This is a genomic window from Streptomyces sp. V4I23 (assembly GCF_030817975.1).
GTDB lineage: Bacteria > Actinomycetota > Actinomycetes > Streptomycetales > Streptomycetaceae > Streptomyces.
Genome location: NZ_JAUSZW010000004.1, coordinates 3,155,590 through 3,177,762, shown reverse-complemented (window position 1 = coordinate 3,177,762; position 22,173 = coordinate 3,155,590). Strand labels below are relative to the sequence as shown.

Genomic DNA, 22,173 nt, shown 5'->3' with positions numbered 1-22,173 from the left:
GCCCTCCACTCCGGAACCGTTCCACCGCTTCCGGACCGCCGAACGAATTCGAAGGATCACCCGAGCATGAACAAGAACATCCGCCGCTCCATCGCCGTAGCCGCCACGGCCACCGGCATGTGGGCCCTCGGCACCGCCGCCGCGAGCGCCGACGAACTGCCGGTCTCCGCGCCGCTCTCCACGCCGGACCTGGTGGACGAGGTCACCGACGCCGTCGGCGTCACGACCGATGCGGGCACCGACGGTGCCTCGGCCGAGGTCCGAGCCGCCGGGATCGGCCTCGTCGGCGCCGAGCTCGAGACCGGGCTGCCGCCGGTCGGCGTCCCGGACGTGACGTCCGGGGTGCAGGACCAGGCCCGCCACTACGTCGACGGCGAGCTCCCCGCGTACGAGACCCCGTCCGTCGAGACGCCGCAGGTCCAGGTCCCCGAGGTCCAGGCCCCGCAGGTCCAGGCACCCCAGGTCCAGGCCCCGCAGGTCGACGCGGACATCGACTACCTCTTCGGCCCGCTCTCCGCGTTCGCGGCCCACCTGGAGGAGACCCCCTCCGACGCGCAGGCCCGGGCCGAGGGCCTGGTCGCCGCGTCCGGCCCGATCGTGGACGAGACGTCCGCGGCCGTCCTGCCGCCGATCGTCGCCACCGCCGTGACCGGTGTCCAGCCGGTCGCGCACCAGGCCGTCGCCGACTCGGGCGTCCTCGCCCAGGGTGTCGTCTCCGACGTTGCCCCGTTCGCCTACGGGGTCACCGAGCAGGTGCAGCCGTTCGCGTACGGCGTCGCCGAAGAGGTGCAGCCGTTCGCGTACGGGGTGACCGGCGAGGTCGGCCCGTTCGCCGGCGCTGTGCTCTCCGAGGTGCAGCCGCTGGTCGACGCCGTCGTCGAGCACGTGGAGCCGCTCGCCCAGGGAGTCGGCGGCAGCGCCACCGGCCTGGCGTACGGAGTGACCGCCGAGGTCGGCCCGTTCGCGGGCGGTGTCGTCTCCGAGGCGCAGCCGTTCGCGGGCGGTGTCGTCTCCGAGGCGCAGCCGTTCGCGCAGGCCGTCACGGGCGACGTCCAGGCCGACGCCGCGCCTCTCGCGGGCAACGCCGTCGCCGGTGTCCAGGGCGTCGTCTCCGACGTGACCCCGAGCTACCTGCCGTACGGCATCTGAGCACGTCCGCACTCCGGCCGTCGCGCGGGGCGTCCCCGCGCGACGGCTTCACGGGCGGCCCTGCGCACGGAAGGCCGCCCGTCCTCACACATCCGCTCCGAGCACGGTGAGTCGCGATCTGTGACCGTAATCACCGCCCAGGTGTGATCTGTGATTTAGGGACCCGCCTCCAGCGGGGATAACCTGCCAGGCGGACATGCCGCGCCCACGGACACCGTGTGTGCCTCCCTTGTGACAGAGCAGTCACGTTGCCCTTCGCGGCACGCCCACGCAGACAACGAACCGCGATCATCAGAAAAGGGACGGACGCGCGTGGACCTGTTCGAGTACCAGGCGAGGGACCTCTTCGCCAAGCACGGTGTACCGGTGCTGGCCGGTGAAGTCATCGACACGCCTGAGGCGGCGCGCGAAGCGACCGAGCGGCTGGGCGGCAAGTCGGTCGTCAAGGCGCAGGTGAAGGTCGGCGGCCGCGGCAAGGCCGGCGGCGTCAAGCTGGCCGCCACCCCGGACGAGGCCGTCGCTCGCGCGACGGACATCCTCGGGATGGACATCAAGGGCCACACGGTCCACAAGGTGATGATCGCGGAGACCGCTCCGGAAATCCTCGAGGAGTACTACGTCTCGTACCTCCTCGACCGCACCAACCGCACCTTCCTCGCCATGGCGTCCGTCGCGGGCGGCATGGACATCGAGGAGGTCGCGGCGACGACGCCCGAGAAGCTCGCCAAGGTCCCGGTCGACGCCAACGAGGGCGTCAGCATCGAGAAGGCCCGCGAGATCGTCGCGCAGGCGCAGTTCCCGGCCGACGTGGCCGAGAAGGTCGCCGAGGTCCTCGTGACCCTGTGGAAGACCTTCATCGCCGAGGACGCGCTCCTCGTCGAGGTCAACCCGCTCGCCAAGGTCGCCTCCGGCGACATCCTGGCGCTGGACGGCAAGGTCTCCCTCGACGAGAACGCCGACTTCCGCCAGCCGGAGCACGAGGCCCTCGAGGACAAGGCCGCAGCCAACCCGCTCGAGGCTGCCGCCAAGGCCAAGAACCTCAACTACGTCAAGCTCGACGGCGAGGTCGGCATCATCGGCAACGGCGCGGGTCTGGTCATGTCGACCCTCGACGTCGTCGCCTACGCCGGTGAGGCGCACGGCAACGTGAAGCCCGCCAACTTCCTCGACATCGGCGGCGGCGCCTCCGCCGAGGTCATGGCGAACGGCCTCGAGATCATCCTCGGCGACCCGGACGTCAAGTCCGTCTTCGTCAACGTCTTCGGTGGCATCACCGCTTGCGACGAGGTCGCCAACGGCATCGTCCAGGCCCTCCAGCTCCTCGCCTCCAAGGGCGAAGAGGTCACCAAGCCGCTCGTCGTGCGCCTCGACGGCAACAACGCGGAGCTGGGTCGCAAGATCCTCTCCGACGCCAACCACCCGCTGGTGCAGCGCGTGGACACCATGGACGGTGCGGCCGACAAGGCCGCCGAGCTCGCCGCTGCTGCGAAGTAAGGGAAGAGGGATCGTAGAACCATGGCTATCTTCCTGAACAAGGACAGCAAGGTCATCGTCCAGGGCATGACCGGTGCCACGGGCATGAAGCACACCAAGCTCATGCTCGGCGACGGCACGAACATCGTCGGCGGCGTGAACCCGCGCAAGGCCGGCACGTCCGTCGACTTCGACGGCACCGAGGTACCGGTCTTCGGCAGCGTCGCCGAGGCGATGGAGAAGACGGGCGCGAACGTCTCCGTCCTCTTCGTGCCGCCGGCCTTCGCCAAGGCCGCCGTGGTCGAGGCCATCGACGCCGAGATCCCCCTCGCCGTGGTCATCACCGAGGGCATCGCCGTCCACGACTCCGCCGCCTTCTGGGCGTACGCGAAGTCCAAGGGCAACAAGACCCGCATCATCGGCCCGAACTGCCCCGGTCTGATCACCCCGGGCCAGTCCAACGCCGGCATCATCCCGGGTGACATCACCAAGCCCGGCCGCATCGGTCTCGTGTCCAAGTCCGGCACGCTGACCTACCAGATGATGTACGAGCTCCGCGACATCGGCTTCTCCTCCGCCGTCGGCATCGGTGGCGACCCGGTCATCGGTACGACGCACATCGACGCGCTCGCCGCGTTCGAGGCCGACCCCGACACCGACCTGATCGTCATGATCGGCGAGATCGGCGGCGACGCCGAGGAGCGTGCGGCCGACTTCATCAAGGCCAACGTCACCAAGCCGGTCGTCGGCTACGTCGCGGGCTTCACCGCGCCCGAGGGCAAGACCATGGGCCACGCCGGCGCCATCGTCTCCGGCTCTTCTGGCACCGCACAGGCCAAGAAGGAGGCCCTGGAGGCCGCGGGTGTCAAGGTCGGCAAGACGCCGACCGAGACGGCCAAGCTCGCGCGCGCCATCCTCGCGGGCTGAGTCGTCCCGGACACCGTGTGGGCCCGCTCCCGGATCTCCGGGGGCGGGCCCACAGGTCTTTCCCGGCGGTCCTCAGCGGAGCTGCGGCAGCAGCCGCTGCGGCCCTGCGGCCGGCTCGGCGCGCAGCTTGTCGCGCAGCTTCCGGTCCTTGGCGCTGAGCTGCCGCGGGCCGCTGTAGGGAGCCCCGCTGAGCACCTGGGGGCCGCCGTGCGGCGGCGGTACACCCTCGACCTGCTGGCTCGGCGGCACGGGCGGCTCGTACTGCCGGGGCGACGTCAGCAGCGCCAGAGCCGTCGCCAGGACGATCAGCGTGGTCGCCGCGACCACGGCCCTGGTCCACATCTCGGCCCGGCGCTCGCACCCCGTGCGTACCGCCCCGGCGGGAGTCGGGCGGGGCGTGGGCGCCGCCCGGACGAGCGCACTGAGCTCGTCCCGGAGCACCGCTGTTTCGGCGAGACGGGGCAGCCGTTCGGCCACGGCCTCACGGGCGTTCAGGACGCGGCTCACGGTGGCGGGGGTGCTCGCCTCGGTCTCCGCGGCCGTCCCCGGCAGGTCGAGCCCGACTCCGTCGTAGAGCAGAAGGGACCGTCGGTAGGACGGGGGCAGCTCCTGAAACGCCTGCATCAGGGCGCGCCTGTCCGGGTCGTCCAGCGGCTCGTCGGCGTGCCGGTGGGCGGGGCGCAGCCGCTGCCAGGGCGACAGGGCGCAGTCGTAGGCGGCCGCCCGCACCCAGCCTGCCGGGTCCCGGTCGACGGCGACCTCGGGCCAGTGCTGCCAGGCGAGGTGGAAGGCGCGCTCGACGGATTCCTGCGAGAGGCCACGACGGCCGGTGAGCACGTAGGTCTGGCGGAGAAGTTCGGGCGCGGCGTACGCGTAGAGCGCGTCGAACGCCTCGGCGGGCGTCATTCCGGCGAGCGGCACGAGCAGCGGCACGGGCAGCGGCGGCTCGGCAGGGGCCGGGCCCGCGTCGGCGTCCCGGTCGTCCGGGACCGGCTGCCGCTCCGAGCCGTCCGTCCGCTCGGCCGTCTCCGCGACGGGGACCGTCTCCGGGCCCGGCTCGGGTGCCGGCTCGGGTGCCTCGTGGACCGGCTCGTTCGCCGGCTCAGGAGCCTCGGACCCCGGTGCCGTCTCGTCCGCGGCCCTCTCCTCCGAGGGTGCGGCCCGTTCCGCCTCGAAGGCGGCGAGCAGCTTCGCGTACGCCTCCCGTTCGCGGCCCCGGGGGCTCGTGCGGCCGGTCTCCCAGGACCTGATCGTGGCGCCGGTGACACCGAGCATCGTGGCGATCTGCGTCTCGGTCAGCGACTTCGCCTCGCGAAGCCTTCGCCGCTCCTTGGGCGGAGGGAGCGGCGATGATCCTGACGCGGAGTGTGTGGCGCTCTGTGTCATGCGGGGCTCCATGCGACACGGCACTCGGCAGTAAATGGCATAAGCGTATTTTTAGCGACACAACGGCCATTGGCCCGTTACCGGGTGAAAGCGCGTGTCGTTGGCAGCATGGCCGCGTGACCCAGTTGACCGATCACAGCCCGCCCCTGCCGCAGGCGCCGGTCGCCGTCCAGGGCGGGGCGTCGGCGGCGTTCGTCGCCGGATGCGTCCGCGGTGCGACCGCGGCCGGACTCGGCCTCGGTGTGATCACCGCGCTGGTGATGCTGATGTGGATCAGCTCGCCGTTCCCGGACAGCGGCCCCGGCGGCGCCCTGCGCCTCGCCACCGCGCTGTGGCTGCTCGCGCACGGGGCGGAGCTCGTCCGCACGGACACCCTCTCGCAGCTCCCCGCCCCGGTGGGCGTCGTGCCCCTGCTGCTGGCCGCGCTGCCCGTATGGCTCGCGCACCGGGCGGCGCGCGACGCGCTCGAGCCCGACGCGTCGCGGCCCCGGGCGTCCGCGTCGGGCGCGCTGACCGCCGTGACCACCGGGTACGTGCTGGTCGGGGCGCCCGTCGTGCTCTACGCGGCGGGCGGCCCGGTCGCCGCCGAACCGCTGAGCGCTCTCGTGCGCGTACCGCTCCTCGCGTTCCTGGCCGCCGCCGGCGGGGTGTGGGCGGCGAGCGGCTGCCCGCTCGGGCCGCTCCCGGCCGGGCTGCCGCAGGGGCTGCGGGTCGCCCTCGCCCGCAGCCGGGTCGCCGTGGCGCTGCGCTCGGCGGCCGTCGGCGCCCTGGTGATGGTGGGCGGGGGCGTGGTGCTCGTGGTGGTGTCCCTCGTCGCGCACCGACACGCGGCGCAGGCATCCTTCCTCGACCTCGCCGGCGACTGGTCCGGCCGCCTGGCCGTCGTCCTGCTCGTGCTGGCCCTGCTGCCGAACGCGGCAGTGTGGGCCGCGGCCTACGGGCTCGGCCCCGGGTTCGCGCTCGGCACGGGCGCCACGGCCACTCCGCTCGCGCTGACCGGCACACCCGCGCTCCCGAAGTTCCCGCTGCTCGCGGCCGTGCCGGGCCCCGGCCCCGGAACGGCCCCGCACTGGGCGGCGGCAGCGGTTCCGGTCGTGGCGGGCCTGTGCGTCGCGTGGCGTACCGTCCACGCGGCGGCACCCCGGTACGGCGAGCGGGAGCAGGCGTGGACACGCGGCGGCACGGCGCTGGCGGCTCTGCTGGGGTCCGTCGGCTGCGGGGCGCTCATGGCCGTGCTCGCCGCGGCGGCGGGCGGTCCGCTCGGCAGAGAACGGCTCGCGGAGTTCGGGCCGGTGTGGTGGCTGACGGGCGCGGCCGCCCTGCTCTGGACGTCGGTGGTCGCGGTTCCGGTGGCCGTGGCGCTGCGCGCATGGCGGGTGCGCGGCGCGGGTGTGACGGAGGAGCCGGGGGCCGGAACCGGGGCCGGTCCCGCGCGCGACGCGGTGACGCCCCCGGCGGTGGCGCCGGAGTTCGCCGGGGAGCCGGCCCCGGACGAGGACTTCGAGCCGTACGACTTCCTTCCGGCGGACACCTGGAGCGCGCGGACCACCCCGGCGCCCCCGGCGGCGGGCCCGGCCGGAGAGGCAGCCGAGCCCGCCCTGTCCGAGGAAGCGGCCGGGCCCGCGGATTCCGCCGAGCCGGCCGTGGACGGGGAGCCGGGCGCCCGCTCCACCGGAACCGGGCCCGAGGCGGGGACGGACTCCGCCGCCGCCACCGACGCCCGGCCCGGGGACGATCCGCCGGCCGCCGTCTGACGCGGGACGCGCAGCCGCCGTCTGACGCGGGACGCGCAACGGCCCGGACCGCCGTCGCGGTCCGGGCCGTCTCACGTCCGTGGGAGGCGGGAGCTACTCCTTCACGCCCAGCACGTCCCGCAGAGGCTCCGGGAGAAGATCGTTGCAGGCCATCTGGCCGGACTTCGTCAGGGCGTCGTTCACGCAGGTGTAGTAGTCGCGGTACACCAGCTGCGCGGTGAACGACGCGGCCACGATCAGCAGCGCCATGCCCGCCATGACCAGGCCGCTCATCGCCGACGTGATCTGCGGCCTGCTCGACTGGGGGGACGGCGCCGGCGCGGCCGACGGCGCCCCGCTCGTCACCGCTTCGGGGGTGGTGCGCCGAGGCTTGGCGCGCAGGGAGCTGATCGCCCAGTACACGGCGAGCGCGCCCAGCAGCAGCGCGATCTCCGGGAAGTCGAACAGCGCGAAGAAGAACGCCCACATGCCACCGAGCAGCGCGTACCGCGCCCGCCGCTGGACCGGGTCCGTCGGGTCCCAGCGCAGGCCGCCGGGGCCGGGGCCGCCGCCCTCCGGGCCGTTCTGGTCGCCCCGCTGGCCGCCGGGGCGGCCGCCGAAGCCGCCGGACGAGCGGCCCGGCTGGCGGCTGCTCCACTGGCTGCCCCAGTTCGACTCGTTCGAGCCGTCGGTGCCGTCCGAGCCGTCCGGGGACGAGCCCGAGGAGCCCGACGAACGGCCGTCGGAGGACGAGCCGTCGTCCGACGGCTGACGGGGCCGCCACGGCTGGTCCGGCCGGCCCTCCGGCGGGGGCGCGAAGGGATTGTCGTCGTCCGTGGACTGGCGCTCCCGCGTCAACAGGAGGTTCGTACGGTGGCGTCGGTCCGGCATCTGGTGAACGTCTTCCCCTCGTCATGCCCGTCGTCGAACGGCGTCCGGGCGGGTGCTCTGCCCTCAGACGCTACCCCCCGGCCACGCCCCCGTCCCGTGGGGGCCGTGCTGAGTGCCGGTATCGTTGCTGACGGTCGGCCCCTTCGTAGAGTTCCCCGTATCCAGGGATGCGATTCGTTCGTACGACCGCACAAAGCCGCACCGCAACGCGAAAAGAGTCCCCCTGTGGCTGCCGCCCGCCTCGTCGTCCTGGTCTCCGGATCGGGGACGAACCTCCAGGCCCTGCTCGATGCCATCGCCGCCGATCCCGACGGGTTCGGGGCGCGGGTCGTCGCCGTCGGTGCGGACCGGTCGGGCATCGCCGGGCTGGAGCGGGCCGAGCGGGCGGGGCTGCCGACCTTCGTGTGCCGGGTGAAGGATTTCGCCACCCGTGAGGAGTGGGACGCGGCCCTGACCGAGGCCACCGCCGCGTACGGTCCGGACCTGGTGGTCTCGGCGGGGTTCATGAAGATCGTGGGGAAGGAGTTCCTCGCGCGGTTCGGCGGGCGCATCGTCAACACGCACCCTGCGCTGCTGCCCAGTTTCCCCGGTGCCCACGGCGTGCGGGACGCGCTGGCGTACGGCGCGAAGGTCACCGGGTGCACCGTCCACTTCGTCGACGACGGCGTCGACACCGGACCGATCATCGCCCAGGGCGTGGTCGAGATCCGGGACACGGACGACGAAGCCGCTCTGCACGAGCGCATCAAGGAAGTCGAGCGTTCGCTGCTCGTCGAGGTCGTGGGGCGTCTCGCCCGGCACGGCTACAGCATTGAGGGACGAAAGGTTCATGTCGGTGAATAAGTCGGGTAACAAGCCCATCCGTCGCGCATTGATCAGTGTCTACGACAAGACGGGTCTTGAGGAGCTTGCCCGCGGGCTGCACGAGGCAGGCGTCGAGCTCGTGTCCACCGGCTCGACCGCCTCGAAGATCGCCGCGGCCGGGGTGCCCGTGACCAAGGTCGAGGAGCTGACCGGCTTCCCCGAGTGCCTCGACGGCCGGGTCAAGACGCTGCACCCGCGGGTGCACGCCGGCATCCTCGCGGACCTGCGTCTGGACGCGCACCGCGAGCAGCTCGCCGAGCTGGGCGTGGAGCCGTTCGAGCTGGTCGTCGTGAACCTGTACCCGTTCAAGGAGACCGTCGCCTCCGGCGCGAGCCCCGACGAGTGCGTCGAGCAGATCGACATCGGCGGCCCGTCCATGGTCCGCGCCGCCGCCAAGAACCACCCGTCCGTGGCCGTCGTCACCAGCCCGGCCCGTTACGCGGACGTGCTCGCGGCCGTCCGCGAGGGCGGCTTCGACCTCACGGCCCGCAAGCGGCTCGCGGCCGAGGCGTTCCAGCACACCGCCGCGTACGACGTCGCGGTCGCCTCCTGGTTCGCGTCCTCCTACGCCCCCGCCGACGAGAGCGACTTCCCCGACTTCCTGGGCGCCACCTGGGAGCGCGAGAACGTGCTGCGCTACGGCGAGAACCCGCACCAGCCCGCCGCGCTCTACACCTCGGGCACCGGCGGTCTCGCCGAGGCCGAGCAGCTGCACGGCAAGGAGATGTCGTACAACAACTACACGGACACCGACGCCGCGCGCCGGGCCGCGTACGACCACTCCGAGCCCTGCGTCGCGATCATCAAGCACGCCAACCCGTGCGGCATCGCGATCGGCGCCGATGTCGCCGAGGCGCACCGCAAGGCGCACGCCTGCGACCCGCTGTCCGCGTTCGGCGGCGTGATCGCCGTCAACCGCCCGGTGTCGGTCGCGATGGCCGAGCAGGTCGCGGAGATCTTCACCGAGGTCATCGTCGCGCCCGGCTACGAGGACGGCGCGGTCGAGGTCCTGGCCAAGAAGAAGAACATCCGCGTGCTGCGCGCCGAGGGCGCCCCGGCGAACCCGGTCGAGCTCAAGCCGATCGACGGCGGCGCGCTGCTCCAGGTCACCGACCGTCTCCAGGCCGACGGCGACGACCCGGCGAACTGGACGCTCGCCACGGGCGAGGCGCTGTCCGCCGAAGAGCTCGCCGAGCTGGCCTTCGCCTGGCGTGCCTGCCGCGCGGTCAAGTCGAACGCGATCCTGCTCGCCAAGGACGGGGCCTCCGTCGGCGTCGGCATGGGCCAGGTCAACCGCGTCGACTCGGCGAAGCTCGCGGTCGAGCGCGCGGGCGAGGAGCGCGCACGTGGCTCGTACGCGGCGTCCGACGCGTTCTTCCCCTTCCCCGACGGCCTGGAGATCCTCACGGCCGCGGGCGTCAAGGCCGTGGTCCAGCCCGGCGGTTCGGTCCGCGACGAGCTGGTCGTGGAGGCGGCGAAGAAGGCAAGCGTGACGATGTACTTCACGGGCACGCGCCACTTCTTCCACTGAGGTTCCGCAGGTTCCGCCGACAACGGCGCAGGGGCCCGCTGGTGAGCAACCAGCGGGCCCCTGCGCCGTTCGGAGTGGCACGTTCGGAGTGGCACGAGAGTGCCGGAAAACAGCCGAAGGCCGTCAACCCTCGCCGGAGCGGGTTCACGGCCTTCGCACGTGAGGTGCTGCGCGGGGTCAGACGCGCTGGCGGTTGAACCAGGCACCGCCGTCGGACTTGCCGACGAAGACGGTGATGAGGATGGCGAGCACGGTGTGCACCAGGCCGACCAGGACGAACGGGTAGATGCCCAGGACCGCCGTGATGATGCCGAAGACCATCGCGGTGACGCGGATGCCGTTGCCGCCGCTGCCGAACTTGACGCCGAGGAAGATGGCGAGCACACCCCACAGCAGGATCAGCAGGGCGATGGCCCACACCGCGCCGACCGACATGTCGGCGATCTGCTGGAACTGGAGGTCGTCCTTGAGTGCCGGGTCGTTCTTGGCCTCGTTGAGGCCGACGGCGCCCATCGCGGCGAAGATCGCACCGATCACCTGGAAGCCGGCGATGACGAAGAGCATCACGCGGGCCGCCTTGACGCCGCCCGGCATCTCCGTCGGACCGGTCGGGTAGCCGCCGCCCGCGTACGGCTGGACCGGCGGGGCCTGCGGGTAGCCGTAGCCGGGCTGCTGGCCCTGCTGCTGGCCGTACGGGTTGTTCGGGTCGCCGAAGCTCATGGGTGGGGTTCCTCCGTTGGATGATCCAGGGACGACGCGGTCCGAGCGGAGGAACTGCATGGTTGTTTCCTGTTTTGCCCCCCGGCACTGCCCGCGGCACTGCGCGGGCTCATCGTCGTATTACCGTCGACTTCTTGTCCAGCCGGTATCCGTATGTGTTGTGCAAGTGCAACCTGCTGTTCGCCCGAAGTGCGAGATCGCGGCGGACCGGATTGGAACCGGGACGGGTCCATCCGGGAGGATGGGGGCATGACTGCCCAGATTCTCGACGGCAAGGCCACCGCAGCCGCGATCAAGTCCGATCTGACCGCCCGCGTGGCGGCCCTCAAGGAGCGGGGTGTCACCCCGGGTCTCGGGACCCTGCTCGTCGGGGACGACCCGGGAAGCCGCTGGTACGTCAACGGCAAGCACCGCGACTGCGCGCAGGTCGGCATCGCCTCCATCCAGCGCGAACTGCCCGGGACCGCGACGCAGGAGGAGATCGAGGCGGTCGTACGGGAGCTCAACGAGAACCCCGAGTGCACCGGCTACATCGTGCAGCTCCCGCTTCCCAAGGGCATCGACGCAAACCGTGTCCTGGAGCTCATGGATCCGGCCAAGGACGCCGACGGTCTGCACCCGATGAGCCTCGGCCGCCTCGTGCTCGGCATCGAGGGCCCGCTGCCCTGCACGCCGTACGGCATCGTGCAGTTGCTGCGCCACCACGGCGTGGGGATCAAGGGCGCGAACGTGGTGGTCGTCGGCCGCGGCATCACCATCGGCCGGCCGATGCCGCTGGTGCTGACCCGCAAGTCGGAGAACGCCACGGTGACGCAGTGCCACACGGGCACGCGTGACCTGTCGGCGCACCTGAAGCAGGCGGACATCATCGTCGCCGCTGCCGGTGTCCCGCACCTGATCAAGCCCGAGGACGTCAAGCCGGGCGCGGCCGTGCTGGACGTCGGCGTCAGCCGCGACGAGAACGGCAAGATCGTCGGCGATGTGCACCCCGGTGTCGCCGAGGTGGCCGGCTGGGTCGCCCCCAACCCGGGCGGCGTGGGCCCGATGACCCGCGCGCAACTGCTGGTCAACGTGGTCGAGGCGGCCGAGCGCGCGGCGTCGGCCACGACCGAGGGCTGAGCCGGCGCCATGGGCGTACGCACGAACGAGGTCCCCGACGACGCCGCCGCGGGCGCTGCCGCGCCGGCCGGCCGTGACGGTGCCGCGCCCGTCGCCGGGCCCGCCGAGGCTGTCACGGACGGGCCCGCGGATCACGACGCGCCCGTCGCGGGGCCGGGCGGCCTTGACGCGGGCGCTGCCGCGCCGGGCGGGGCCCGGTCCGCGGCCGGAGAGCCGGGTGGCCCCCGAGACGACGGGGCCGCCGACGACGCGCGGCAGGAGGCCGGTCCCGGCGGGGCCGGGGAGAAGAAGCCCTCGCGGCGGCCTCCCGCCGTCACGCGGGACACCGCGCGGCCCGAGGGCGGCGGGCGCGCCGCGCCCAAGGACGCCCCCGCTCCCGCGCGGCAGTGGCCCCTGCTCACCGTCCTCGGGATGACCGCGGCCGGCATCCTCGTCGTCGGCACCGACGCCTTCGCCGAGGCCTTCCGGGTCGGCGCGATGCTCATCGGGGTCGCGCTCATCACCGGAGCCGTACTGCGGCGCTGCCTGCCCTCGGTCGGCATGCTCGCCGTGCGCTCGCGCTTCACGGACATGATCACGTACGGCGTGCTCGGCGTGGCGATCGTGCTGCTCGCGCTCGTGACGCAGCCGAAGCCCTGGCTGGACATCCCGATCCTCGAGGACGCCGTGCACTTCACGGTGCGCTAGGTCCTCGAGAGAGGGCTTCGCGGCCCTCCGAAACGGCGAGCGGCGCCCGTCCTCTCCCCCGAGGGAGGACGGGCGCCGTCGTGTTTCAAGAGTCATGCACGCGCCAAGGGCGTTCAAGGGACGGCTGGGGCCTGTGGCACGGAGGTGACCATTCCGCCATCGTGTGATCGTTCCGCCACGGACCGGAACGGGCTGGTCAGCAGGGCCTGGCCGCCGTACACCCGGTCAGGACGCGACGCGCATCGCGGCGCGACCGGCCGTACGGTGGGCGAAGCGGCGCTCGCGAGTCGTCCGGACGGGTGAGCCGCGCCACAAGGGGGTGTGGATTGCCCAGTGCCCGGGTCGGATAGCCTGACCGCTGGAATTCTCTTCACGTCAAGATTCAGGTCGGGCGTGGACGAGATGTCCCGCACGAGGGGCAGTGTTGCCCACCGCCAGCTGTCATACGGAGATCGCCATGACCCGCACTCCCGTCAACGTCACCGTGACCGGCGCGGCCGGCCAGATCGGCTACGCGCTGCTCTTCCGCATCGCCTCCGGCCACCTGCTCGGCGCGGATGTGCCGGTCAAGCTGCGCCTGCTCGAGATCCCGCAGGGCCTGAAGGCCGCCGAGGGCACCGCCATGGAGCTCGACGACTGCGCCTTCCCGCTGCTCAAGGGCATCGACATCACCGACGACCCGAACGTGGCCTTCGACGGTGCCAACGTCGCCCTCCTGGTCGGCGCCCGCCCCCGCACCAAGGGAATGGAGCGCGGCGACCTGCTGTCCGCCAACGGCGGCATCTTCAAGCCGCAGGGCAAGGCCATCAACGACAACGCCGCGGACGACATCAAGGTCCTCGTCGTCGGCAACCCGGCCAACACCAACGCGCTCATCGCGCAGGCCGCCGCCCCGGACGTACCGGCCGAGCGCTTCACCGCGATGACCCGCCTCGACCACAACCGCGCGATCTCGCAGCTGGCCGCCAAGACCGGCGCCGCCGTCTCCGAGATCAAGCGCCTCACCATCTGGGGCAACCACTCGGCGACCCAGTACCCGGACATCTTCCACGCGGAGATCGCGGGCAAGAACGCCGCCGAGACCGTGAACGACGAGGCGTGGCTGGCCGACACCTTCATCCCGACCGTCGCCAAGCGCGGCGCCGCGATCATCGAGGCCCGGGGCGCGTCCTCGGCCGCGTCGGCCGCGAACGCCGCCATCGACCACGTCCACACCTGGGTGAACGGCACCGCCGAGGGCGACTGGACCTCCATGGGCATCCCGTCGGACGGCTCCTACGGCGTCCCGGAGGGCCTGATCTCCTCCTTCCCGGTCACCTGCAAGGACGGCAAGTACGAGATCGTCCAGGGCCTGGAGATCAACGACTTCTCGCGTGCGCGCATCGACGCGTCCGTGCAGGAGCTGGAGGAGGAGCGCGCGGCGGTCCGCGAGCTCGGCCTCATCTGACCTGCCGCACACAGCGGTTCACGCCCCCGGCGGCTCCGGCCTCCGGGGGCGTGCTGTTTTCCGCGCTGCCGCAGGGCCGGGAGGCCGGGGTGCGTTCAGACGGCCGCCGGTGACCCCGAGTTGATGTGCACGGAGGCGATGCGGTCGAGGTCGTCGAAGAGGACGTCCACCGTGCCGCCGTCGGGGAGGCCCGCGCTCATGCGGTCGGCGGCCCGGCGTACGGGGAGATCGTGGTGGGCGAAGTAGCCCTCGACGACCCGCCGCGCGGAGCCGCCCAGCAGCCCCGCTCCGGTGAGCAGGACGCGGGGGAGCGTGATCGCGTTCGGCTCGGCGACGGGGACCCGGGGGTCGTCGGGGACCAGGTAGGCGCGCGCGGACGGGTTGGCCTGCACGCCGATGTAGCCGGACGCGCCGAGTACCCCCATCGCGGCGAACGCCAGGGTCTCCGCGGCGCGGCGCGGATCCTCGTGCCCGGCGAGGTGGAGCAGCTCACTTGTGAGCTCCGGCAGACCGTGGGTTCGGCCGTACGCGCGGAGCGTCTCGGCGGCGTGCACCACGGGCGAGCCCTGGAAGCCGGGGTTGGCCCAGGCCCACAGCCACGACTGCTCGTCGGTGTCGAATGTGCCCAGCAGCGAGATCCGCAGCTCCCGGCCGGACTGCCGGTACAGGCACTCCCCGAGGTCGGCGCTCCACTCGCCCATGGGCAGGAACTCGTTGAACGCTTCGAGCTGTTCGGCGCCCCAGGCCGCGTGCTGCTCGGTGAGCCGGAGGAACGGCTCGCTGAAGGTCGTGGTCATGCACCTGACCCTAAGGGAGCCGGCCTCCATGCGCCGCCTCCTTGATCGTCCTCGGGCGCGAGTGACGTACGTCGCACGCATGGTGTGAAGCAGGACACTTTCCGTTAACCGTTCCGCATGGATTTGGGATCCCCGGGCAGGCGGCCAGATCGCCGGGGTGTGACCGGTGCAGGACGAAACGGGAACGAAAGGTCAAACACGACGTGTCGGCAGCACAACAGACCATCCACGTGGGCGGAGAATGGCGCTCGGCCCTCTCGGGCGCCACGCGCGAGATCATCGACCCCGTCGACACGAGCGTGTTCGCCGTCGTCTCGGAGGGCGGCGTCGCCGACACCGACGACGCCGTGGCCGCCGCGCGGGCCGCCTTCGACGACGGGACCTGGCCGCGTACGCCGGTCGCCGAGCGTGCCGCCCTGCTGCGTCGCGTCGCCGCCCTGCTGGAGCGTGACCGGGAGCGGATCGCCGGTCTGGAGAGCCAGGACGCCGGCAAGACCCTCGAAGAGGGGCGCACCGACGTCGACTGCGTGCGCGACGCCTTCGTCTACTTCGCCGACCTCGTCATGAACGAGAGCGGCGGCCGCGTCGTCGACGCAGGGTCCGACGAGATCCACAGCGTGGTCGTCCACGAGCCCGTCGGCGTCTGCGCGCTGATCACGCCCTGGAACTACCCCCTGCTCCAGGCCAGCTGGAAGATCGCCCCGGCGCTCGCGGCCGGCAACACCTTCGTGATCAAGCCCAGCGAGATCACTCCGCTGACCACCGTCGCGCTGATGGAGCTCCTGATGGAGGCCGGGCTGCCCCCCGGCGCCGCGAACCTCGTCACCGGTCCCGGCGACAGCGTCGGCGCACGCCTCGCCGAGCACCCCGACGTGGACCTCGTGTCCTTCACCGGCGGGCTCGTCAGCGGCACCAAGGTCGCCCACGCCGCCGCCGACACCGTCAAGAAGGTGGCCCTCGAACTCGGCGGCAAGAACCCCAACGTCGTCTTCGCCGACGCCTGCGCGACCGAGGAAGGCTTCGACACCGCCGTCGACCAGGCGCTCAACGCCGCCTTCATCCACAGCGGCCAGGTCTGCTCCGCCGGATCGCGCCTCATCGTCGAGGAGTCCCTGCGCGAGCGCTTCGTCGCCGAACTCGCCCGCCGCGCCGAGAAGATCCGGCTCGGACGCGGCACCGACAAGGGCGTCGAGTGCGGCCCGCTCGTCTCCGCACAGCAGCTCGCGAGGACCGAGGACTTCGTCGCGTCCGCGCTGCAGGAGGGCGCGGTGCTCAGGGCGGGCGGCGAACGTCCGGACGGCCCCGGCTACTTCTACCGCCCCACGGTCCTCGACCGGTGCAACCGCCGGATGCGGGTCGTCCGTGAGGAGATCTTCGGGCCGGTCCTCACCGTCGAGACGTTCCGTACGGAGGACGAGGCCGTCGCCCTCGCCAACGACACCGAGTACGGCCTCGCGGGCGGCGTGTGGACCGCCGACGCCGGCCGCGCCCGCCGCGTCGCCGGACGGATGCGCCACGGCACCGTGTGGATCAACGACTTCCACCCCTACCTCCCGCAGGCGGAGTGGGGCGGCTTCGGGAAGTCGGGCACCGGCCGTGAGCTGGGCCCGACGGGTCTCGCCGAGTACCGCGAGTCCAAGCACATCTACCAGAACCTCGCCCCGCGCCCCGTGCGCTGGTTCGCGGGCTGAGCGGAGAGAACAGCACATGACCGAGCACCACACCGTGTACGACTATGTCGTCGTCGGCGGCGGCACGGCCGGATCCGTGATCGCCTCCCGGCTCACCGAGGACCCCGACGTCACCGTCGCCGTCATCGAGGGCGGCCCCAGCGACGTCGGCCGCGACGACGTGCTCACCCTGCGCCGCTGGATGGGACTCCTCGGGGGCGAACTGGACTACGACTACCCGACGACCGAGCAGCCCCGCGGCAACTCGCACATCCGCCACAGCCGCGCCCGCGTGCTCGGCGGCTGCTCCTCCCACAACACCCTCATCGCCTTCAAACCGCTGCCGTCCGACTGGGACGAGTGGGCCGAGGCGGGCGCCGAGGGCTGGGACGCCGCGTCGATGGACCCGTACTTCGCCAAGCTGCGCAACAACATCGTCCCCGTCGACGAAGCCGACCGGAACGCGATCGCCCGCGACTTCGTCGACGCCGCGCAGACCGCGCTCGAGGTGCCGCGCATCGAGGGCTTCAACAGCAAGCCGTTCCACGAGGGCGTCGGCTTCTTCGACCTCGCGTACCACCCGGAGAACAACAAGCGCTCCTCGGCCTCGGTCGCCTACCTGCACCCCTTCCTCGACCGGCCGAACCTGCACATCGCCCTGGAGACCTGGGCGTTCCGCCTGGAGCTCGAGGGCGCCCGGGCCACCGGCGTGCACGTGCGCACCAAGGACGGCGAGGAGCACGTCGTACGGGCCCGGCGCGAAGTCCTCGTGTGCGCGGGCGCCGTGGACACCCCGAGGCTGCTCATGCACTCGGGCATCGGGCCGCGCGCCGACCTGGAGAAGCTCGGCATCCCCGTCGTCCACGACCTGCCGGGCGTCGGCGAGAACCTGCTCGACCACCCCGAGTCCGTCATCGTCTGGGAGACCCACGGGCCGATCCCCGAGAACTCGGCGATGGACAGCGACGCCGGTCTGTTCGTCCGCCGGGACCTCGCCTCGGACGGGCCCGACCTGATGTTCCACTTCTACCAGGTCCCGTTCACCGACAACCCGGAGCGCCTGGGCTACGAACGCCCCGCGCACGGCGTGTCGATGACCCCGAACATCCCCAAGCCGAGGAGCCGCGGCCGGCTGTACCTGACCAGCGCGGACCCCGAGGTCAAGCCCGCCCTCGACTTCCGGTACTTCACCGACGAGGACGACTACGACGGCCGCACCCTCGTCGACGGCATCCGCATCGCCCGGCGCATCGCGGCCCAGGAGCCGCTGGCCGGCTGGCTGAAGCGGGAGGTCTGCCCGGGACCCGAGGTCACCTCGGACGAGGAGCTCAGCGAGTACGCGCGCAAGGTCGCGCACACCGTGTACCACCCCGCCGGCACCTGCCGGATGGGTGCCGCCGACGACGAACTCGCCGTCGTCACACCCGACCTGAGGATCCGGGGGCTCGACGGCGTACGGATCGCCGACGCCTCCGTCTTCCCGACCATGACCGCCGTCAACCCGATGATCGGCGTGCTGATGGTCGGGGAGAAATGCGCTGACCTGCTGGGAGGCAATGCCTGATGAACACTCCGCCGCCGCCCGTCTTCTCCGTACGCGACCTGTGGAAGGTCTTCGGTCCGAAGGCAGACCGGGTGCCCGCCGACCCCGCGCTGGGCGCTCTCGCCCCCGCCGAACTGCGGGAACGCACCGGATGCACCGCCGCCGTGCGCGACGTGTCCTTCGACGTCCGCAAGGGCGAGGTCTTCGTCGTCATGGGCCTGTCCGGGTCCGGCAAGTCCACCCTCGTGCGCTGCCTGACCCGTCTCATCGAGCCCACGTCCGGCTCGATCGCCATCGACGGCGAGGACGTGCTGTCCATGGACGCCGGGCGACTGCGTGAACTGCGCCGTCACCGCGCCGCCATGGTCTTCCAGCACTTCGGGCTGCTGCCGCACCGCTCGGTCCTCGACAACGTCGCCTACGGGCTGGAGATCCAGGGCATGGGCAGGGCCGCGCGCCGCTCGCGTGCCGCCGATGTCGTGGCCAAGGTCGGCCTCGAGGGCATGGAGCACCGCCGCCCCGGCCAGCTGTCGGGCGGCCAGCAGCAGCGCGTGGGGCTGGCCCGCGCGCTGGCCGTCGACCCGGAGGTCCTGCTGTTCGACGAGCCGTTCAGCGCGCTCGACCCGCTCATCCGGCGGGACATGCAGGAGGAGGTCGTACGGCTGCACCGCGAGGAGGGCCGCACGATGGTCTTCATCACGCACGACCTGAGCGAGGCGCTCAAGCTCGGCGACCGCATCGCGCTGATGCGGGACGGCCGGATCGTGCAGCTCGGCACCCCGGAGGAGATTGTGGGCGCCCCCGCCGACGACTACGTACGGGACTTCGTACGGGACGTGCCGCGCGAGCAGGTCATGACCGTGCGCACCGCGATGCGGCCCGCCGACGGGGACGAGGCCGAGGGAGGGCCGGCGCTGGCCCCCGGCGCGACCGTCTTCGAGGCGATCGAGGCCGTGGCACGTACCGGAAAGACGGCCCGCGTCGTCGAGGACGGCCGGTGCCTGGGCGTCGTCGGCCACGCCGACCTGCTGGCGGTCGTGGCGGGCACGACCGGCCCCAAGGAGGTCGCCGCGTGATACGCCGACAGCACCCGACAGCCCGCCGAAGTACTGAGGGACGGTGGTCTCGATGACCGCCGCCGTGTCCGCGCCCGCCGCGGAGAAGAAGGGGATCACCGGGCAGCCGCTCCGCGACATCCTGCGCCACCCCGTGAAGGCCAAGCTGCTGGCGCTCGCCGCCCTCGCGGTCGTGCTGGTGCCCGCCGGGATCGCCCTGTGGGGCAGCGGCAGCTGGCCGGCCGCCCTGCACGTCGACATCTCCGGGCCGCTCGACGACGCCAACCGGTGGGTCGTCGACAACCGCGACACCCACCCGCTGTTCCTGTACTTCCTGCTGCACCTGTCCAACACGGCCACCGACGCGGTCGGTGGCGTGTACGACCTGCTGAGTTCGATCGGCTGGGTCGGGGTGCTCGCCGCCGGCGTCCTCCTCGCCTGGCGTGCCGCCGGGCTGGGACGCAGCGGTGTCAAGGTCGCCGCGACCGCCTTCGGCGCGTTCGCCCTGTGCGGACTGCTGGGCATGTGGAACGCCACGCTTCTCACCATCGCGCTGATGGTCGTCGCCGTGGCGGTCGCCGCGCTGCTCGGTGTGCTGATCGGCCTGGCGGCCGGTCTGTCCGACCGGATCAACCGCGCGCTGCGGCCGGTGCTCGACACCATGCAGGTGCTGCCTGCCTTCGCGTACCTGCTGCCCTTCGTGCTGGTCTTCGGCACCGGCACGCCGGCCGCGCTGTTCTGCACCGTCATCTACGCCGCCCCGCCCATGGCCCGCCTGACGGCGCTCGGACTGCGCGGCGCGGACCCCTCGGTGCTCGAGGCGTCCGCCTCGCTCGGCGCGAGCGCGTGGCAGCGCCTGCGGACGGCCCGGCTGCCGCTCGCCCGTCAGCAGATGCTCCTCGGCCTCAACCAGACGATCATGATGGCGCTGTCGATGGTCGTCATCGCCGCGCTCGTCGGCGCGGGCGGCCTCGGCGAAGAGGTCTACTCGGCACTGTCCACCGTCGACGTCGGCAAGGCGCTGGCCGCCGGTATCCCGATCGTGCTGATCGCGATCTGGCTCGACCGCACCACCGCGGCGGCCGGCGACCGCATCGGTCACAGCACGCCGGGCGGCGGACCGCTGCACGGCCGCTCGGGCTGGGCCCTGGTCGCGGCGGGTGTCGTCGCGGCGGTGTCCGCGCGATTCCTCGTCGGCACCGCCTGGCCCGAGGCCTGGACGTTCGACATCTCCACCCCCGTGAACAAGGCACAGGGCTGGATCACCGCCCACGTCTCCTCGGGCGTCCCGGTGCTCGGCGGCACCGAGACATGGTCGGAGCAGTTCACCCTGTGGGTCCTCAACCCGCTGCGGGACGGCCTTGTCCTGCTGCCCTGGTGGGCGGTCCTGCTGATCGTCGCCGGTCTGGCATGGCTCGTCGGCACCTGGGCGACGGCTCTGACGGCCACGCTCGCGATGTCGGCGATCGGTGTGCTCGGTGTGTGGACGAAGTCCCTCGACACGCTCTCCCAGGTACTGGCCGCGCTGGTCGTCACGCTGGTCCTCGGCGTCCTCGCGGGCGTCGTGTGCGCCCGTGCCGGGCGGCTGGAACGCTGGCTGAGGCCCGTCCTCGACGCCATGCAGACGATGCCGCAGTTCGTCTACCTCATCCCGGTCGTGGCGCTCTTCGGCGTCACCAGGGCGTCGGCCATCATCGCGGCCGTCGTCTACGCGCTGCCCGCGGTCGTGCGCATCACCGCACAGGGCCTGCGCGAGGTCGACCCCGCCGCGATGGAGGCGGCGCGCTCACTCGGCGCCTCGACCCGGCAGCAGCTCTTCCAGGTTCAGCTGCCGCTCGCCCGGCCGGCTCTCCAGCTCGCCGTCAACCAGGGCGTCGTGCTGGTCCTGGCCGTGGTCGTCGTCGGCGCACTCGTCGGCGGCGGAGCGCTCGGCTACGACGTCGTCAAGGGCCTGTCCCGCGGCGAGATGGGCCTCGGGATGACCGCCGGTGTGGCGATCGTCTGCCTCGGTCTCGTACTCGACCGGGTCACGCAGCCCACGGCCCGCAAGCGTCCCTGATCCGTCCGGAACGCCCCCTGACCACCACTGACGTCCCCGTCACCCACAGCAGGAGCCCCCTCATGCGAAACCGCACCAGAACCCTCCGTACCGCCACCGCCGTCGTCGGCGCCCTGGGCGTCCTCTCGCTCAGCGCGTGCAGTGCCGCCGAGACCGGCAAGAGCCAGGACGCGGCCGACGGCGACAAGACGGTGAAGCTGACCGTCCCCTCCTGGGTCGGCGCGCAGGCCAACACGGCCGTCGCCGAGTACATCCTGGAGAAGGAGCTCGGCTACACGGTCAAGTCCCAGCAGATGGGCGAGGTCCTCGCCTGGGACGCGCTCTCCAAGGGCGACGTCGACGCGATCATGGAGGACTGGGGTCACCCCAAGGAGGAGAAGCGGTACGTCGAGGACAAGAAGACCGTCGTCAAGGGCGGCGACCTCGGTGTCACCGGGCACATCGGCTGGTTCGTGCCCAAGTACTTCGCCGACGCGCACCCCGACGTGACGGACTGGAAGAACCTCGACAAGTACGCCAAGGAGCTCGCGACTGCCGAGAGCGGCGGCAAGGGCGAGATCCTGGAGGGTTCGCCGGACTACGTCACCAACGACGACGCGATCATCAAGAACCTCGGCCTGAACCTGAAGACCAACTACGCGGGTTCCGAGGCGGCGCAGATCACGGCCATCAAGAAGTACGTGAAGGACAAGAAGCCCTTCCTCACGTACTGGTGGACGCCGCAGTGGCTGAACGCCGAGGTCGACCTGGTCGAGGTCAAGCTCCCCGAGTACAAGGAGGGCTGCGACGCCGACCCGAAGAAGGTCGCCTGCGCCTACCCCAACACCCCGCTGCAGAAGTTCCTCAACGCGGACTTCGCGAAGAACGGCGGGGACGCCGCCGAGTTCCTGAAGAACTTCAGGTGGACGACCGAGCAGCAGAACGAGGTCGCGCAGATGATCGCCGGGGAGAAGATGTCCCCCGAGGCCGCGGCCGAGAAGTGGGTCAAGGCGAACGAGTCGACGTGGAAGGCCTGGCTGCCGAAGAAGTGACACCGGGGGCGGGCCGGCCCCCGGCCCGCCCGCCCGGCGCCCGCGGCGCGGGCTCGGGAGGCGAGTGGGCCGGGGCTCGGCAGGCGAGCGG

Annotated in this window: 18 protein-coding genes; 14 read left to right on the top strand and 4 right to left on the bottom strand. The window is 72.1% G+C overall.

Features of this window, described 5'->3' with window-relative positions; translation table 11 throughout:
• Positions 1 to 66: 66 nt before the first annotated feature.
• The 3 genes from QFZ82_RS16510 to sucD all read left to right on the top strand — a co-directional run bounded on the left by QFZ82_RS16510 (position 67) and on the right by sucD (position 3,549).
• Positions 67 to 1,149, top strand: coding sequence for a hypothetical protein (locus QFZ82_RS16510; RefSeq protein WP_307713909.1), 1,083 nt, complete (start codon positions 67 to 69; stop codon positions 1,147 to 1,149).
• 312 nt (positions 1,150 to 1,461) lie between these two features.
• A complete protein-coding gene (gene sucC / locus QFZ82_RS16505; protein ID WP_177148696.1) occupies positions 1,462 to 2,643 on the top strand; it encodes an ADP-forming succinate--CoA ligase subunit beta in 1,182 nt (393 codons plus the stop codon).
• A gap of 21 nt (positions 2,644 to 2,664) precedes the next feature.
• Positions 2,665 to 3,549, top strand: coding sequence for a succinate--CoA ligase subunit alpha (sucD, locus tag QFZ82_RS16500; RefSeq protein ID WP_177148697.1), 885 nt, complete (start codon positions 2,665 to 2,667; stop codon positions 3,547 to 3,549).
• Positions 3,550 to 3,621: 72 nt separating this feature from the next.
• Here the strand turns inward: sucD and QFZ82_RS16495 are convergent, their stop codons facing one another.
• The gene (locus QFZ82_RS16495) at positions 3,622 to 4,935 is read right to left on the bottom strand and encodes a helix-turn-helix domain-containing protein (protein WP_307713908.1); all 1,314 of its coding nucleotides are present in this window, start codon (positions 4,933 to 4,935) and stop codon (positions 3,622 to 3,624) included.
• A gap of 116 nt (positions 4,936 to 5,051) precedes the next feature.
• On the opposite strand from QFZ82_RS16495, the gene QFZ82_RS16490 reads away from it, so the two are divergent.
• Positions 5,052 to 6,689: a DUF6350 family protein gene (locus QFZ82_RS16490; RefSeq protein ID WP_307713907.1), complete on the top strand. Its 1,638-nt coding sequence runs from the start codon at positions 5,052 to 5,054 to the stop codon at positions 6,687 to 6,689.
• A 93-nt stretch (positions 6,690 to 6,782) separates the two neighbouring features.
• Here the strand turns inward: QFZ82_RS16490 and QFZ82_RS16485 are convergent, their stop codons facing one another.
• Positions 6,783 to 7,559 (bottom strand): hypothetical protein, encoded by a 777-nt coding sequence (locus QFZ82_RS16485; RefSeq protein WP_307713906.1) that lies wholly within the window; start codon positions 7,557 to 7,559, stop codon positions 6,783 to 6,785.
• Between the two features lie 225 nt (positions 7,560 to 7,784).
• Here QFZ82_RS16485 and purN point away from each other — a divergent pair, with 225 nt between their 5' ends.
• Complete coding sequence (gene purN / locus QFZ82_RS16480) at positions 7,785 to 8,402, top strand: phosphoribosylglycinamide formyltransferase (RefSeq protein ID WP_307713905.1); 618 nt, start codon at positions 7,785 to 7,787, stop codon at positions 8,400 to 8,402.
• Positions 8,389 to 9,954 carry a bifunctional phosphoribosylaminoimidazolecarboxamide formyltransferase/IMP cyclohydrolase gene (gene purH / locus QFZ82_RS16475; protein WP_307713904.1) on the top strand — a complete coding sequence of 522 codons (1,566 nt, stop codon included), beginning with the start codon at positions 8,389 to 8,391 and terminating at the stop codon, positions 9,952 to 9,954. Before purN ends, purH begins: the two co-directional genes overlap by 14 nt.
• Before the next feature lie 177 nt (positions 9,955 to 10,131).
• Here the strand turns inward: purH and QFZ82_RS16470 are convergent, their stop codons facing one another.
• Positions 10,132 to 10,674 (bottom strand): hypothetical protein, encoded by a 543-nt coding sequence (locus QFZ82_RS16470; RefSeq protein WP_307713903.1) that lies wholly within the window; start codon positions 10,672 to 10,674, stop codon positions 10,132 to 10,134.
• Between the two features lie 249 nt (positions 10,675 to 10,923).
• Here QFZ82_RS16470 and QFZ82_RS16465 point away from each other — a divergent pair, with 249 nt between their 5' ends.
• The 3 genes from QFZ82_RS16465 (at position 10,924) to QFZ82_RS16455 (ending at position 13,927) form a co-directional block, all read left to right on the top strand.
• Positions 10,924 to 11,793 (top strand): bifunctional methylenetetrahydrofolate dehydrogenase/methenyltetrahydrofolate cyclohydrolase, encoded by an 870-nt coding sequence (locus QFZ82_RS16465; RefSeq protein WP_307713902.1) that lies wholly within the window; start codon positions 10,924 to 10,926, stop codon positions 11,791 to 11,793.
• 9 nt (positions 11,794 to 11,802) lie between these two features.
• Positions 11,803 to 12,480: a DUF3017 domain-containing protein gene (locus QFZ82_RS16460; protein ID WP_307713901.1), complete on the top strand. Its 678-nt coding sequence runs from the start codon at positions 11,803 to 11,805 to the stop codon at positions 12,478 to 12,480.
• A 457-nt stretch (positions 12,481 to 12,937) separates the two neighbouring features.
• Positions 12,938 to 13,927: a malate dehydrogenase gene (locus tag QFZ82_RS16455; RefSeq protein ID WP_307713900.1), complete on the top strand. Its 990-nt coding sequence runs from the start codon at positions 12,938 to 12,940 to the stop codon at positions 13,925 to 13,927.
• Between the two features lie 95 nt (positions 13,928 to 14,022).
• On the opposite strand, the gene QFZ82_RS16450 is transcribed toward QFZ82_RS16455, so the two are convergent.
• Positions 14,023 to 14,724: a DUF6882 domain-containing protein gene (locus tag QFZ82_RS16450; RefSeq protein ID WP_307713899.1), complete on the bottom strand. Its 702-nt coding sequence runs from the start codon at positions 14,722 to 14,724 to the stop codon at positions 14,023 to 14,025.
• A gap of 203 nt (positions 14,725 to 14,927) precedes the next feature.
• Here QFZ82_RS16450 and QFZ82_RS16445 point away from each other — a divergent pair, with 203 nt between their 5' ends.
• The 5 genes from QFZ82_RS16445 (at position 14,928) to QFZ82_RS16425 (ending at position 22,082) form a co-directional block, all read left to right on the top strand.
• Positions 14,928 to 16,415 carry an aldehyde dehydrogenase family protein gene (locus tag QFZ82_RS16445; protein ID WP_307713898.1) on the top strand — a complete coding sequence of 496 codons (1,488 nt, stop codon included), beginning with the start codon at positions 14,928 to 14,930 and terminating at the stop codon, positions 16,413 to 16,415.
• A gap of 16 nt (positions 16,416 to 16,431) precedes the next feature.
• On the top strand, positions 16,432 to 17,958 hold the full coding sequence (locus QFZ82_RS16440) for a GMC family oxidoreductase (protein WP_307713897.1): 1,527 nt from the start codon (positions 16,432 to 16,434) through the stop codon (positions 17,956 to 17,958).
• A complete protein-coding gene (locus tag QFZ82_RS16435) occupies positions 17,958 to 19,013 on the top strand; it encodes a glycine betaine/L-proline ABC transporter ATP-binding protein (protein WP_307713896.1) in 1,056 nt (351 codons plus the stop codon). Before QFZ82_RS16440 ends, QFZ82_RS16435 begins: the two co-directional genes overlap by 1 nt.
• Positions 19,014 to 19,065: 52 nt before the next feature.
• The gene (locus tag QFZ82_RS16430) at positions 19,066 to 21,051 is read left to right on the top strand and encodes a proline/glycine betaine ABC transporter permease (protein ID WP_307713895.1); all 1,986 of its coding nucleotides are present in this window, start codon (positions 19,066 to 19,068) and stop codon (positions 21,049 to 21,051) included.
• A gap of 62 nt (positions 21,052 to 21,113) precedes the next feature.
• Positions 21,114 to 22,082 carry an ABC transporter substrate-binding protein gene (locus QFZ82_RS16425; protein ID WP_307713894.1) on the top strand — a complete coding sequence of 323 codons (969 nt, stop codon included), beginning with the start codon at positions 21,114 to 21,116 and terminating at the stop codon, positions 22,080 to 22,082.
• The last annotated feature ends 91 nt before the right edge of the window (positions 22,083 to 22,173 follow it).